The sequence below is a fragment of the Nocardia sp. NPDC060249 genome (assembly GCF_042728755.1).
Lineage (GTDB): Bacteria > Actinomycetota > Actinomycetes > Mycobacteriales > Mycobacteriaceae > Nocardia.
In genome coordinates this window covers 57,654-70,973 of record NZ_JBHXAQ010000018.1, presented here as the reverse complement: position 1 = coordinate 70,973, position 13,320 = coordinate 57,654, and the positions used below count along the sequence as shown (strand labels likewise).

At 67.0% G+C, this 13,320-nt stretch carries 13 protein-coding genes and 1 tRNA gene; 5 read left to right on the top strand and 9 right to left on the bottom strand.

Annotated elements, in window-relative coordinates; translation table 11 throughout:
* Positions 1–183: 183 nt before the first annotated feature.
* Complete coding sequence (locus tag ACFWFP_RS32665) at positions 184–1,071, bottom strand: alpha/beta hydrolase (RefSeq protein WP_379301569.1); 888 nt, start codon at positions 1,069–1,071, stop codon at positions 184–186.
* Between the two features lie 366 nt (positions 1,072–1,437).
* Between ACFWFP_RS32665 and ACFWFP_RS32660 the strand changes: the two genes are divergently transcribed.
* Complete coding sequence (locus ACFWFP_RS32660) at positions 1,438–2,922, top strand: MDR family MFS transporter (RefSeq protein WP_379301567.1); 1,485 nt, start codon at positions 1,438–1,440, stop codon at positions 2,920–2,922.
* A 69-nt stretch (positions 2,923–2,991) separates the two neighbouring features.
* Here the strand turns inward: ACFWFP_RS32660 and ACFWFP_RS32655 are convergent, their stop codons facing one another.
* From ACFWFP_RS32655 to ACFWFP_RS32630, 6 genes are all read right to left on the bottom strand, one after another.
* Positions 2,992–4,581 (bottom strand): glycosyltransferase family 39 protein, encoded by a 1,590-nt coding sequence (locus ACFWFP_RS32655; protein WP_379301565.1) that lies wholly within the window; start codon positions 4,579–4,581, stop codon positions 2,992–2,994.
* Positions 4,582–5,081: 500 nt separating this feature from the next.
* Positions 5,082–5,154: transfer RNA gene (locus ACFWFP_RS32650), tRNA-Ala, on the bottom strand.
* Positions 5,155–5,252: 98 nt separating this feature from the next.
* On the bottom strand, positions 5,253–6,260 hold the full coding sequence (glpR, locus tag ACFWFP_RS32645; protein WP_379301563.1) for a gephyrin-like molybdotransferase receptor GlpR: 1,008 nt from the start codon (positions 6,258–6,260) through the stop codon (positions 5,253–5,255).
* Positions 6,261–6,396: 136 nt separating this feature from the next.
* Positions 6,397–7,047, bottom strand: coding sequence for a GNAT family protein (locus ACFWFP_RS32640; protein WP_358109313.1), 651 nt, complete (start codon positions 7,045–7,047; stop codon positions 6,397–6,399).
* 12 nt (positions 7,048–7,059) lie between these two features.
* On the bottom strand, positions 7,060–8,319 hold the full coding sequence (glp, locus tag ACFWFP_RS32635; protein ID WP_379301561.1) for a gephyrin-like molybdotransferase Glp: 1,260 nt from the start codon (positions 8,317–8,319) through the stop codon (positions 7,060–7,062).
* Between the two features lie 39 nt (positions 8,320–8,358).
* Positions 8,359–9,285 carry a UTP--glucose-1-phosphate uridylyltransferase gene (locus ACFWFP_RS32630; RefSeq protein WP_379301559.1) on the bottom strand — a complete coding sequence of 309 codons (927 nt, stop codon included), beginning with the start codon at positions 9,283–9,285 and terminating at the stop codon, positions 8,359–8,361.
* A gap of 150 nt (positions 9,286–9,435) precedes the next feature.
* Here ACFWFP_RS32630 and ACFWFP_RS32625 point away from each other — a divergent pair, with 150 nt between their 5' ends.
* The 4 genes from ACFWFP_RS32625 (at position 9,436) to mscL (ending at position 11,762) form a co-directional block, all read left to right on the top strand.
* A complete protein-coding gene (locus tag ACFWFP_RS32625) occupies positions 9,436–10,035 on the top strand; it encodes a 5-formyltetrahydrofolate cyclo-ligase (RefSeq protein ID WP_379301575.1) in 600 nt (199 codons plus the stop codon).
* Between the two features lie 71 nt (positions 10,036–10,106).
* Positions 10,107–10,409, top strand: coding sequence for an FmdB family zinc ribbon protein (locus ACFWFP_RS32620; RefSeq protein WP_379301557.1), 303 nt, complete (start codon positions 10,107–10,109; stop codon positions 10,407–10,409).
* Positions 10,410–10,499: 90 nt separating this feature from the next.
* A complete protein-coding gene (locus ACFWFP_RS32615) occupies positions 10,500–11,168 on the top strand; it encodes an SAF domain-containing protein (protein ID WP_379301555.1) in 669 nt (222 codons plus the stop codon).
* A 147-nt stretch (positions 11,169–11,315) separates the two neighbouring features.
* Complete coding sequence (gene mscL / locus ACFWFP_RS32610) at positions 11,316–11,762, top strand: large conductance mechanosensitive channel protein MscL (RefSeq protein WP_379301553.1); 447 nt, start codon at positions 11,316–11,318, stop codon at positions 11,760–11,762.
* A 75-nt stretch (positions 11,763–11,837) separates the two neighbouring features.
* Here mscL and ACFWFP_RS32605 read toward each other — a convergent pair whose 3' ends face one another.
* Complete coding sequence (locus tag ACFWFP_RS32605) at positions 11,838–12,494, bottom strand: MspA family porin (protein WP_379301551.1); 657 nt, start codon at positions 12,492–12,494, stop codon at positions 11,838–11,840.
* A gap of 61 nt (positions 12,495–12,555) precedes the next feature.
* Positions 12,556–13,224, bottom strand: a complete 669-nt coding sequence (locus ACFWFP_RS32600; protein ID WP_379301549.1) for an MspA family porin — start codon at positions 13,222–13,224, stop codon at positions 12,556–12,558.
* Positions 13,225–13,320 lie beyond the last annotated feature (96 nt).

Below are 13,320 nucleotides of genomic sequence, written 5' to 3'. Positions count from 1 at the left end.
GGTTAGGCGCCGCGGAGATGCGACGAAGGAGCGATTCCGCGGCGCCTAACCGGCGGCCCCTCAGGGCCGCGGACACGCGCGCGCCAGCGCGCCAAAAACACAGCGTCAAACCGTCTGGGACTACTACTCACCCGTAGCGCCACAACCCCTCACCCCGTCACGGCACTACTCACCCAAAAACCCTCACCCGATAGCCGCACTCAAATGCGGCCAAGCCTCATGCAAGTCAGCCTGAAACTGCCCCCAAGTATGCGACCCAGTCGCCCGATGCACATGCACAGCCGGTATCCCCAACTGCCCCAACCGCCCAGCAAACGCAGCAGTACACGCCCCCGCAAGAGCCTCGATCGGCGGCATCGGCAACCCCCGATCCTGCCCCCCGGGAACCCCCGTCGCCGCGGACAGGAAAACAGTCTTCCCCGCCAGCCGCCCCGCATTGGCGAAGACGTCGTGCTCGCGCCACCCCGGCCCACCAGGAATCCCCCACATATTCCCCGGGTTCCCCCCGCCACGCACCGCCTGCGCACTGGCCATCGCGATCCCCATCGGATCCGCGGCCCACGGGCAACCACTCAGCGCCGCCACCGCGGAAAACCGTGGTCCACTCTGAATCGCCAGATCCAGCGCCGACGACGCGCTCATCGACACCCCGGCGATGGCATTGCGCCGATTCGTATCCAGCGCATCATCGATCACCTCGGGCAACTCCTGCGTCAGATACGTCTCCCACCGCACCCGGCCGACCCCCGGATCATCGGAAACCCAGTCGGTGTACAACGTGAACGCCCCACCGACCGGCATCACCACATTCACGAATTTGTCGGCGAAGAAGCTGCGCACGTCGGTGTCGTCCCACCACGAGATCCCGTCCGCCCCACCACCGGCCCCGGTGAGCAGATACAACGTAGGAGCCCCCGCCCCCGCCGCCTTGATGACGTTGTTCTGGATCACCCGCCCCATCGCGGGCGAGTACACATCGATCTGAGCGGCCCTGCCACCCAGCGGCGCCTCCCTCGCCACATGAGCTCCCGGATCGGCCGCTGCCTCACCACCCCCGAGCACAGCAACCATCGCGCACACCACAGCAAGCCACGTTCTCGATGCAGTCACCAATCCGGTATACCCCTCGATCGGCGATCCACGCCCCGGAACACACCGCGGCGACGCGAGCCGGAATCGGGCAGTGACCAGGCTCACCATCGACCGCAGGACCCGCTTCGATCCGGCCCGGACCTGTGCCTTTCGCCGCGCTACCGCGCACGCGCCACCGAAAAACCGGATGATTTGTGTCGTACCCGCCCGGAATACTGACCGGCGCCCGATGAGTTGGACCGACGGAACCCGTCTCTTCTCTTGTGGTGCCGGGACGTAGACGACTCGGCATCGGGCCACAGCTCACGCCCCGCCGTTCCCCCATCTTTTCCGGAGGTTACCCCGATGCCAGCCGATCTATCCGCGCCGACGACGAAGGGCAAGACACCGACCGTCATCCGCGTGCTGGTGCTCGCGACCTTCGTCGTCATCCTCAACGAAACCATCATGATCAACGCGATCCCGCGGTTGATGAGCGACCTGCATGTCACCGAGGTCGCCGCGCAGTGGGTCTCCACCGCGTTCATGCTCACGATGGCCGCCATCATTCCCACCACGGGCTGGTTCCTGCAGCGGGTCACCACCCGTCAGGCCTACGCGGCCGCGATGGGCGTGTTCATTGCAGGCACCGTGATCTCGGCGCTCGCGCCGACGTTCGCGGTGCTGCTGATCGGCCGCGTCATCCAGGCCGGTGGCACCGCGGTGATGATGCCGCTGCTGATGACCACCCTGATGACCGTGGTGGCCGAGCAGGATCGTGGCCGCGTGATGGGCAACGTCACCCTGGCCATCTCGGTCGCGCCCGCGATGGGGCCGGTCATCTCCGGTCTGATCCTGCAGATCGAGGTCCCGGGAATCGACTCCTGGCGACTGCTGTTCGTGGTGATGCTGCCGATCGCCGGTCTGGTCACCTGGCTGGGTCTGCGTCAGCTGGAGAACGTCGGCGAGCCGCAGCCGGGCACGCTCGACCTGCCCAGCGTGGCACTGGCGGCTCTCGGCTTCGGTGGGCTGGTGTTCGGGCTGAGCAAGTTCCACGGTGACAGCTACTCCACGGCGGCGCTGATCACCGCCGGTGGTGTCGCGCTGATCGCGGCGTTCGCGCTGCGTCAGATCAGCTTGCAGCGCAACGGAACCCCGCTGCTGGATCTGCGGGTCCTGCTGCAGGGCACCTACACCAAGGCGCTGGTCCTGATGTCGATCGCGTTCCTGGCGATGATGGGCTCGATGATCCTGCTGCCGCTGTACCTGCAGAACCTGCGCGGTCTGAGCCCGCTGGAGACCGGTCTGCTGGTGATGCCGGGCGGCCTGGCGATGGGTCTGCTCGGCCCGACCGTGGGCAAGCTGTTCGACAAGTTCGGTGGCCGCGCGCTGGTGATCCCCGCCTCGATCGGTATCGCCGCCTCGCTGGCCGGTTTCACCCAGATCTCGATGGACATGCCGTACTGGCAGCTGCTGGGCCTGCACATCCTGCTGATGGTGGCGCTGGCCGCGGCGTTCACTCCGGTGTTCACCCTCGGCCTCGGCGCACTGCCGATGCACCTGTACTCGCACGGTAGCTCGATGCTGGGCACCCTTCAGCAGGTGGCGGCCGCCTTCGGTACCGCACTGGTGGTCACTGTCATGTCGGCCCGCAGCACCTCGCTCATCGAAGAGGGCACCCCGGCTGCCGTCGCCACCCTCGACGGCATGCGCCTGGCCTTCCTGATCTCGGCCCTGCTGGCGCTGGTCGTGATCGTCATGGCGGTCCTGCTGCCGAACCGGGCGGCCACCGACCCGCACGCCGCACCTGTGCAGGACGCCGAGGATGCGCCGGAGCTGGTCAAGAACTGACACTCCCCCGCTCGAACGACGAACCCCCGGCCGCACACGCGGCCGGGGGTTCGTTCGTATCGTCCTCGCTCAGTGCGTGGGCCGGGTGGTGGTCCGATCGTCTCGCCAGAGGCCGAGATCGAAATACAGCGTGGTCATGGAATCCCACATGGTCGACCACTGCTGCTTCGGGCCCTTGCAGACCCAGACGGCGGTCATCCGGTCGATGCCGGGGGTGCCGAGGGGGTCGTCGAGGTGGACGACTCGCTCCACCTCGGTGAACCGGGTGCGCAGGTCGGGTTCGGCGGTGTCGAGTCCGACGTAGACCACCGACGTCGCCGAGTTCGGCGGCGGGCCGAAGAAGCCGAACCCACGGCTCGGGCTGTACGTGGCAGGCAGGCCGTACTGCCTGCCGAACTGTTCGACGGCGCCCGCCTGCGGATAGCCCTGCGCGACGATGACGGCACTCGCCTTTTCCGCCGGCGTCAGCGTGCGGTAGCCGTCATTGACGGCGGAAACCATCGTCGACCAATTGGTGTTTCCGAAAAACGCCGTCTTGAGTCCGAGGTCGATCGCGTCTTCGGCCTGAGTGCGCCAACTGGGCGCGAGGGGTATCACGGTGAGTGTGACGATGGTTGTCAGCACCGAGATTCCGGCAATCGGAGCCAGCGCCATATTCATCCACCGTTTCCGGTCGTACTGCCAGAGGCCGACGGCGCCGAGGGCGAACATGGCGGGAAACAGGCCCCCCGGGTAATAAGGCCGTCCATGCGTGATCATGACAAATGCGGTCATGATCACAAGCGCCACCGCGATAAATCGATACGGGCGTAGCGACTCCTGCTTGAAGGCCGCCCAGAATCCGAAAGCGAGCAGCAAGGTGCCCATGATCCCGGCCAGGATGGGAAACTGCGGAAGGAATCCCACCGGGCCGTAGCCGGTCGCGTCCTGCTCGGCTCCGATAACCGCACCCATAGCCAGCTGTGGCCAATTGTGTTGTGACTGCCAGTAAAGAATCGGAATCAGGGACGAGGCGAGGATGCCGGTCGCGACCCACAGCGCGGGGCGGCGCAGTACTTCGCGGGGGCCGCACACGATGACCGCCGCGCCGAGGCACGCCCAGACGATGGGGATCATCCACTTCACCTGCATGTCCAGGGCGGCAACCAATCCGGCTACGACGATCAGCCAGTCCTGGCGAGTGCGAACCCAGCGAATGAACAGCCAGGTGATCACGGCGGTGAGGGTGGCGTCGAAGGAGAACGTGCTCAGCACGACCTGGTTGGCGGCCAGTCCCGACAACGCGTACGCGGCCGCGGCGAGCATCTGGACGCGGTGGCTGCCCCGCAGTTCGTAGGCGATCAGGGCCGCCACCACCACCGCGCACACGCACATCACGACGGCCGGGAAACGCAGTGCCGTCACCGATCCCGGTGCGAGCTGGTCGGCGATCCAAGCGAACACCGGCACCACCACACCCTGATCGGCATAGGTGTAGTCGAGTCGCCGTCCGGCGGAAAGGAAATAGAGCTCGTCACCGAAGTAGTCGTAACGGCCCGCCGTTGCCGTCAGCACGATCGCGGCGATCGAAGCGATCAGCGCGACGCCACGAAAAGCGAACGACGGATGGGTATTCGGTACTTCGTCGGGCTCGGTACGAGCCTCGATGACCGCTGTCATGAACTGCCTCTGATGCTTTCCAACAGACGCGTTCGACGCCCCCTCCCGTTGGTGGCGTCACATCTGTTCGCTGGTGAAACGATTCCTCCCCGGCAGCGAACTTGGTGAGCGCGGGCGCTCGCGGTCCTGCGCGGATCATGTGCTTTACCGAAACGTTACTGCTATAGAGCAGGCTCCGCAAATGCACTGACGTGCACAGTAATAGCCATTTTCGGTGTATCGGCTATCACTTGGGCAGCGTTACCGATGTGACCGAGCTAACGGTTTAGACAGTGGGCGAATAAGTGAATTCTGCTGCACAGCAAAATGAAGCTTTCACAACGCGGAAAATGGAAAAGGCTATTACTCGCCAGTATTCACCCATCGGCGGATCATGCCAAAACAATTGGGGGCATGCATATGAACCTTGCTGAGTCTAAGGTGCGTGCCACAAAAGACGAACGGCCGATGTTCGGCCGACACAGAGAAAGGGCCCGGTCGGTGACCGGGCCCTTCTGGTGTGGAGCTAAGGGGAATCGAACCCCTGACCTTCTCGATGCGAACGAGACGCGCTACCAACTGCGCTATAGCCCCGTGCGGCTCTGGCGAACCGCGCTGTGACACTGTATCAGGGGTTGCGCCCCGATACCGAATCGGTACTCTGACCTGCTGTTTTGCGTGGTTACTACCAGCTACTCGCCGACGGCTTGACCGAGGTCTTCGACCCGGTTGCGGAGCGCGCGAGACGTGGCCGGATCGAAGATCTCGAGGAACTCGAACCTCGGATCCTCGTCGTCGGTGTCGAGCAGGGTGGAGCGGCGGCGCAGGGCGCGGGCGGTGTCGCGGTCCATCGTGCGACGGGTGGTGGCCGCTTCCGGGGCGACTTCGGCGGCTTCGTGGCGCTTGCCGCGGGTGAGGCGCGCAGCGCGCCTGCGGCGGATCTCCTCCTCCACGTGGACCTGCTTGCGCAGGTACGCGAGGTAGCCCGTGAGCACGGCAGCAGACAGCCCGCACGCCCACCAGAACATCGAGTTGAGCAGCAGCCCGAACGCGGCGAACAGGAGCAGGCCGATGACCAGACCCATGACGGCGCGCTGCCGGAAGCTGTAGCGGGCGGCGCGGGCGATGGCATCGGCCTCGGGGTCGTAACCACCGCGACCGCGGCGCGACGGGGTGAAGTCGTCGTCATCGTCGAATTCGGCGTCCTCGGCCACGAAGTCGTCCAGCCGGGCCGGCGGCGCGGCCGGGATGCGCGCGGCGACGGGTGGATCCTCGCCGGCTTCCGCCGAGAGCGGTTGCGCCGCGGTGTCTGCCGGCTCGTCGCCGGCGAGATCGGCTGTCGCGGTGGACTCGTCGCCGTCGTCGGCGTCCACCTCGGCAACCGCTGCCTCCAGTTCGACTGCGGGGGTCAGCTTTTCGTCGTCGTCTTCGGTGACGGGCTCTTCGGTCGTCATCCGATCCTCCGAATCAGTTCGGTGGGAGCGCTTACGCAGCACACGGGGTCGGTAATCGGGGTCACTCTCGTGACCGCCTGCCGCGCCGATGCGGATCCGTCGTTCGGCCCCGCCACGGTGCAGCACGCGTGTGGCGAGCGCGGCATCGGTGGTACGGCGGATCCGGGGATGCCGGTCCGCCAGGATCGGGAACAGGACGAAGACCCACAGCACTACCAGTCCGATCCACAGGATCGAATTCGGCATCGCGGTCATCACCTCCCGTCCCCACCTACGTGTTGTCCCTCTGTGGACGCACCACTGACGTCCGTAGGTTAATTCGGGCAGACGCGCCCGTGTGGCAGGCGCGCCGTGCACACCTGCCACATGAGTAACAGAAATTTCACGGCAGCGCCGCTCGACCCTCCCTGACCAGGCGATCCACCACAGTGCCCATAACCTCTTCCACGGTCAGCCCGACCAGCAGATGATCGCGCCACGCGCCGTCGACATCGAGGTAGCGGCGCAGCAGGCCCTCTTCCCGGAAGCCGACATTGCGCAGAACCGCCTGGCTGGCATGATTTTCCGGCCGCACCGTCGCCTCGACCCGATGCAGACCGACCGGGCCGAAGCAGTGGTCGAGCCCGAGCGCGAGCGCTGCCGTCGCCACCCCCTGGCCACCGAGATCCTTGGCCACCCAGTACCCGATCCAGCCCGACCGCAGCGCCCCGCGCACGATATTGCCGATGGTCAGCTGACCGCTGAACTGCCCGTCGACCTCGATGACCAGCGGGATCATCGCTCCACGCCGGGCCTCGGCCTTCAAGCTCGTCCACAGCGACGGCCAATTCGACGCGTGATTGCGCGCCTCCCAGCTGCCGCGCCCGGTCGGCTCCCAGCGCTCCAGGTGGTCACGGTCGCGCAGCCGGATCCGGCTCCACGCGGCGGCGTCGCGAAAGCGCACCGGCCGCAACGTCACCCTGCCGCCCGCCACCATCACCGGACCGAGCCGGGCAGGCCAGCCGGGATGCTGTCCGGCCCGGAATACGTTCATGGAGTCCACTGTTCAGCCGCGCTGCGCCAAGAACGCGACCTGCACTTCGTCACCGGTCCGGAAATCGGTGTCGTCGGGTTCCACCACGATCAGGCTGTTGGCCTCGGCGAGGGTCGCCAGCAGATGCGAGGAGCCCGCGTTGCTGTTGCCGAGCGGCTGCACCAGATAGTCACCGGTCGCCTCGTCGCGCAGCAGTTGCGCGCGCAGATACCCCTTGCGACCCGGCATCGAGGTGATGGGAGTGATGGTGCGCGCGCTCACGATGCGCCGCATCGGCTGACGGCGGCCGAGTGCGATCCGGATCAGCGGACGGACCATCACCTCGAACACCACCAGCGCGCTCACCGGATTCGCGGGCAGCAGGAAGGTGGGCACCTCGTCGCGCCCGAGCCGCCCGAAACCCTGCACCGAGCCCGGGTGCATCGCCACCCGGTCGACCTCCAGTTCGCCGAGCCCGTCGAGGGCCTCGCGTACCTGATCCGAAGCCCAACCGCCGACCGCGCCCGCGATCACCACGACCTCCGAGCGCACCAGCTGGCCTTCGACCACATCACGCAGCCGGCGCGGATCGGCACTCACGATGCCGACCCGGTTCACATCGGCGCCCGCGTCGCGCGCGGCCGCTGCCAGTGCGTAGGAGTTCACGTCGTAGACCTGGCCGGGACCGGGGGTGCGGTCGATGTCGATCAGCTCGCCGCCGATCGAGATCACCGACAGCCGGGGCCGCGGGTGCACGAGCACCTTGTCCTGGCCGACCGCGGCGAGCAGGCCCACCTGGGCCGCGCCGATGATCGTGCCCGCGCGCACGGCCACGTCACCCGGCTGCACATCGTCACCGACGCGACGCACGTAGTCACCCGAGCGAACCGGCTCGAAAACCTTGATCCTGGCCCGCCCACCGTCGGTGAAATCCACCGGCAGCACCGCGTCGGCCAGAGTCGGCATCGGTGCGCCGGTATCGACCCGCACGGTCTGGCGCGGCTGCAACCGGATGGGCTGGCGCGAACCGGCCACCACTTCACCGACCACCGGCAGAGTGAGGTCGATCAGCTCGCCCTCCTCGTCGCGCACATCGACGCCCGCGGCGGTGACATCGACGCTGCGCACCGCGTATCCGTCGATGGCGGCCTGATCGAAGCCGGGCAGCGGCCGTTCGGTGACGACGTCTTCCGCGCACAGCAAACCCTGGGCTTCGGATATCGCCACCCGGACCGGCCGGGGTGCGACCGCAGCCGCGGTGACCTTGATCAGCTGATCCTCAACCGAGCGCATCGAGCTCCTGAATCTATGGCGGCGGCGTATCTACCGCGTTTAAGCGACGGGCGACTGTGGATCCCACTCCGGGCTGAGCCGGAACTTCAGCCACTCGCGCAACTGCGGGCCGTATTCGTCCCGCTCGAGGGCGAAATCCACAGCAGCTCGAAGATAACCGCCCGGGTTGCCCAAGTCGTGGCGCGACCCACGGTGGACCACCACGTGCACCGGGTGCCCCTCGGCGATCAGCAGCGCGATGGCATCGGTGAGCTGCAGTTCCCCGCCCGCGCCCGGCGTGATCCGGCGCAGTGCGTCGAAGATCACCCGGTCGAGCAGATAGCGACCGGCGGCGGCCAGGGTCGACGGAGCGTCGGCGAGATCGGGCTTCTCGACCATGCCCTTCACGCGCAGCACGTCGGTCTCGGCGTTGTCGGCGCATTCCTCGACATCGAAGACGCCGTACGCGCTGACCTGGGACTTCGGTACATCGATGGCACACAGCACCGAACCGCCGCGCTCGCGGCGCACCCGGCTCATCGTCTCGAGCACACCACACGGCAGCACCAGATCGTCGGGCAGCAGGACGGCGATGGCCGGTTCGTCGTCGTCGAGCACGGCTTCGGCCTGGGCGACCGCGTGGCCGAGACCGAGCGGCTCCTCCTGCACGACCGAGGTCACGTCGAGCAGGCCCGGCGCCTTGCGCACCTTCTCGAGCAGTGCGAACTTCCCGCGCTCGGCCAGGGTGCTCTCCAGCACCAGGTCCTCGACGAAGTGGGCGACCACGCCGTCCTTGCCCGGCGAGGTCACGATCACCAATCGGTCGGCGCCGGAATCGGCGGCCTCCGCGGCGACCAGCTCGATGCCGGGGGTGTCGACTACCGGCAGCAATTCCTTGGGCACCGTCTTGGTGGCAGGCAGAAACCGCGTCCCGAGTCCGGCCGCGGGTACCACCGCAGTGCGGAAACCGGAAGTCTTGTCTGTCATGCGCATACCCTATCCATTCAGTGCCGTCCGATCGCCTCTCCGCGACGACCCGGCGTCGGCAAGAGCTTAGGCGTCCGCCGTCGGCCCGGCCGTGCGCGGAAGACATCGGGTCGACGCGCGCCTGTGCAGACTATGGTGGTCGCTGTGGATATGCCCGGTGAGCGCACCAAATATGCGTGGCGCGGCGAGATCCTGGCCACTCGCGCACAGGTGGGCTCCGCCGAACACGCCGTCGACGCGGCCGCGCTCGCTGCCGCGGCAGCCGGGCTGGCCACCGAGGATGACATCGTCTGCGCCTACGTCCCGGTCCGCGGCGAACCCGGCGATCTGCGCATGCTCGACGCGCTGCGCGAGCGGGGCGCCACGGTGTTGCTACCGGTGACCGGCGAGCCGGGCCCACTGAGCTGGGCGCGCTACGAGGGCGCGGATTCGCTGCGCAAAGCCCGCTACGGCCTGCTCGAACCGGCCACCGAGACACTGCCGCCCGCGGTGGTGGCCGACGCCGCGACGATCCTGGTTCCGGCGCTCGCCGTCGATCGGCTCGGGGTTCGCCTCGGGCGCGGCGCCGGGTACTACGACCGCACACTGGGTGCGGCGCGGGCGGACGTGCGCCTCATCGCTGTCGTCCGGGATAATGAACTGGTCGACCGGCTTCCCGAGGAACCGCACGATCGGCGAATGGGTTGGGTACTCACCCCGAGCGGCGGCCTGGAGCAGCTGGGCCGCGACCTCCCCGTTTCGCCGGAATGAAACGGCGATTCGCGACGTTGGCAGTGTCGGCGGTAGAGTGCTAGATCGACGAGAGATTTGCGGAGGATCCTGTGCCAACTTATTCGTATGCGTGCACCGAGTGTGACAACCGCTTCGACATCGTTCAGTCCTTCTCCGACGACACCCTGACGGTATGCCCGCAGTGCTCCGGGAAGCTGCGCAAGCTGTTCAACTCGGTCGGCATCGTGTTCAAGGGCAGCGGTTTCTACCGCACCGACAGCCGTGGCGGCGCGTCCACCGCGAGCGAACCGGCGAAGACCTCCTCCGAGAGCACCAGCAGCAACGGATCCGGCGGCAACGGAGATTCGTCGTCGAGCGCGTCGACCAGTACCACTCCGGCCGCCGCCAGCTGACTTTCCGGCAGTTGTCCACAGCCCCGCGGTTATCCACAGGCGGGGCTTTCCGCGGCTTTTCCGCACCGCCGCGGCTCTACGCTTTCGCCCATGACTCGCAGTCTCGCCGATCTGGGACGTGGCAGCTCCTGGCGTTTCGCCCTCGGTAATCGTCCGGCCTGGGCCGACGCGTTGCTCGTCCGCCGTATCGCCGCCGCCGTGCTTGCCGTGGCCGCCGTCGTTCTGTTCGTACGTGGCGACCCCGGTGGCGCCAGGGTCGCGGTGGTGGTCGCGGCCCGCGATCTCGCGCCCGGCCGGCTACTCACCGGCGACGATCTGCGCGTCGACCATCACGAATCCCGTTCGCTACCAACAGGTTCCGTCAGCGAGACGGCTCCCCTACTCGGCGCGACACTGACCGGCGCCATGCGTGCCGGGGAGACTTTCACCGATCTGCGCGTCGTCGGCCCTCGGCTGGCCGCCGCGGCCGCGGGCAGCGCCGACGCGCGGATCGTGCCGATCCGGTTGGCCGATGCCGCGGTGGCTGATGTGTTGCGGGCGGGCGATCGGGTCGATGTCGTCGGCGTGGAGGATGCCGCAGCGCCAGGCGCCACCAAGCCCGAACAGACGCTGGCCACCGATGCCGCGGTGGTACTCGTCACCGCGACGGGTGATCGGCGCGGCACGGAACGGGTGGTCCTGCTCGCGCTGGATACCGCTTACGCCACCGCCGTGGCCGGTGCGTCACTGCGAACAGCGCTGACCGTCGTCTTCCACTGACGGGCTTGTCGCCCGGCCCGGCGGAGTTCGCGAGAAATTTGCCCGAACTCTCGTTAGCATCACACAGGAACCAAGCACACCGTTTCGCCGGCATTCGGTATGGAGCGCAGCGCCCGGGCCGGCTCCTCTACGAAGGAGACATCGGCAATGCTCAAAGGTTTCAGAGACTTCCTGCTCCGCGGCAATGTGGTCGACCTCGCGGTCGCCGTCGTCATCGGCACAGCGTTCGTCGCGATCGTCACCGCTTTCAGCGAGGGGATCATCAATCCTCTGCTCGCGCTGTTCGGCGGATCGAACGAGATGGGGCTGGGCTTCCAGCTCGTCGCGGACAAACCGGCCACCTTCATCGAGATCGGGCCGATCATCACCGCCGCGATCAACTTCCTGCTGGTCGCCGCGATCCTGTACTTCATCCTGGTGCTGCCCGCAACCAGGATGAAGAAGCGGTTCCGCCAGGCCGACGAGGAACTCACCGAGAACGAACTGCTCATCCAGATCAGGGACCTGCTGGCCGAGCAGCGTGGCCGCTCGAACGGCAAGCACGGACTCCGGGCCGAGTCGGTGCAGCACACCGATGGCGACAACGCCTACTGATTCCTTACTGCCACAACGAGTTCGGGTCCCGCGCACACTGCGGAGCGCGGGACCCGAACTCGTTGTCGTGCCGGCTCAGCCGAGGCTGAACGGCGCGCCCCAGAGGGTTACCCAGCTGATGACGTTGTCGGTTTCCACCTCGACGCTCACGAAGGAACGAGCCTGGGCGTAACCACCACAGCCGGACAGGCCGATGGTCTCGTCGGCCCAGGTCACCGAGCCCGACCCGCCCTTGAAGGCGTTGCGGGTCTTGTGGGATTCATTGCCGTAGTCGTCGGGCATTTCGAGATCGAGAACGTAGAAGGACTTCGCCTGGCCGGGGCCGACGGTGAGCTCGCCGCCGGTGTTCACCTCGCCGAAGCCCACGCCCTCCACGACCTCCGATCCAGCGTCTCCGAGCGCGTCACCACCGGAGATGTTGACCTGGCAACCCACGGTGTAACCGGGGAAGATCTTGCCACCGCCATCACCGGAGACCGAGACCTGCGCACTACCGGAAACCCAGGCGTTGCGATGCGCTGGAGTCGACCCCATGGACGGATTGATGTTGGCGGACTCGCCGACCAGGCTGATGTCGACGACAGTGCCGTCGGACAGCGTCTTGGTGATGTGGCCGCCCGGCAGCGGAACGAAGGTGTCGGCATTCGCCGCACCGGTGGACAGCAAACCCCATGCCACGGTCGTCGCCGCCGTGAATCCGGCTACGCGCGCCATGCTCTTACGGTTGATCATCACAGTGACCCCTCGAGGGTGAATTCGTGTGAACGAGAAAGAGTTTCGATACGGCCGATGATCAGCCGATGCTGAACGGCGCTCCGTACAGCGTGGTCTTGGAGTAGTGGTCACCGATGATCTCGACCACCGAGTAGGACCGGGCCTGGGCGAAGCCCGCGCACCCTTGGAGATCGATCTCCGCGTCCTGGTACTCCACCGAATAGACGCCGGGCTTCAGAATGTCCTTGGCATCGATCTGCACGAAGGCGACCTGACCGGGACCGAGGTGCAGGCCGATCGCGCCACCGGCCGAGGCGCCGAGGGTCGATACCCCACCGGCCAACCCGGCGGCGATCGCGTCGTCACCGATGCTCACCTGGCAACCGACGATGTAACCCGTATTCAGCTGCGACGCGCCATGTGTCGAGGAATTGTTGGAGCCGGAACGGTTCGTCGGCCCGTTGTACGGCCCGACCTCGCCCTCCGGCGTGACCTGCACCTCGGCGCGGGCGATACCCGACACCCACACGACGCGACCAGCACCGTTGGCGGCCAGCGACGGGGAGACGAGAGCATGCTCGCCGGTACGGCTCAACGTGACACCGGGGCCCAGCTTCTGGCCGTCCGGCAGCGGTACGAAGGTATCCGCGTTGGCAGCACCGGCCGACAACAGGCCGATCGTCACGGCCAGTGCGGCACCTGCGCTGCACGCGCAGCGGCGCCCGCGGTTGGTGCGGTTCTCGCTCATTCTTCCCCTCGAGGTATACGCAAATCCGACCTCGACCATCGAGGCCGATATCTGTGTTGCGCCCGGACCCAGCTGGGGTGTGTCACGCAGGACAGG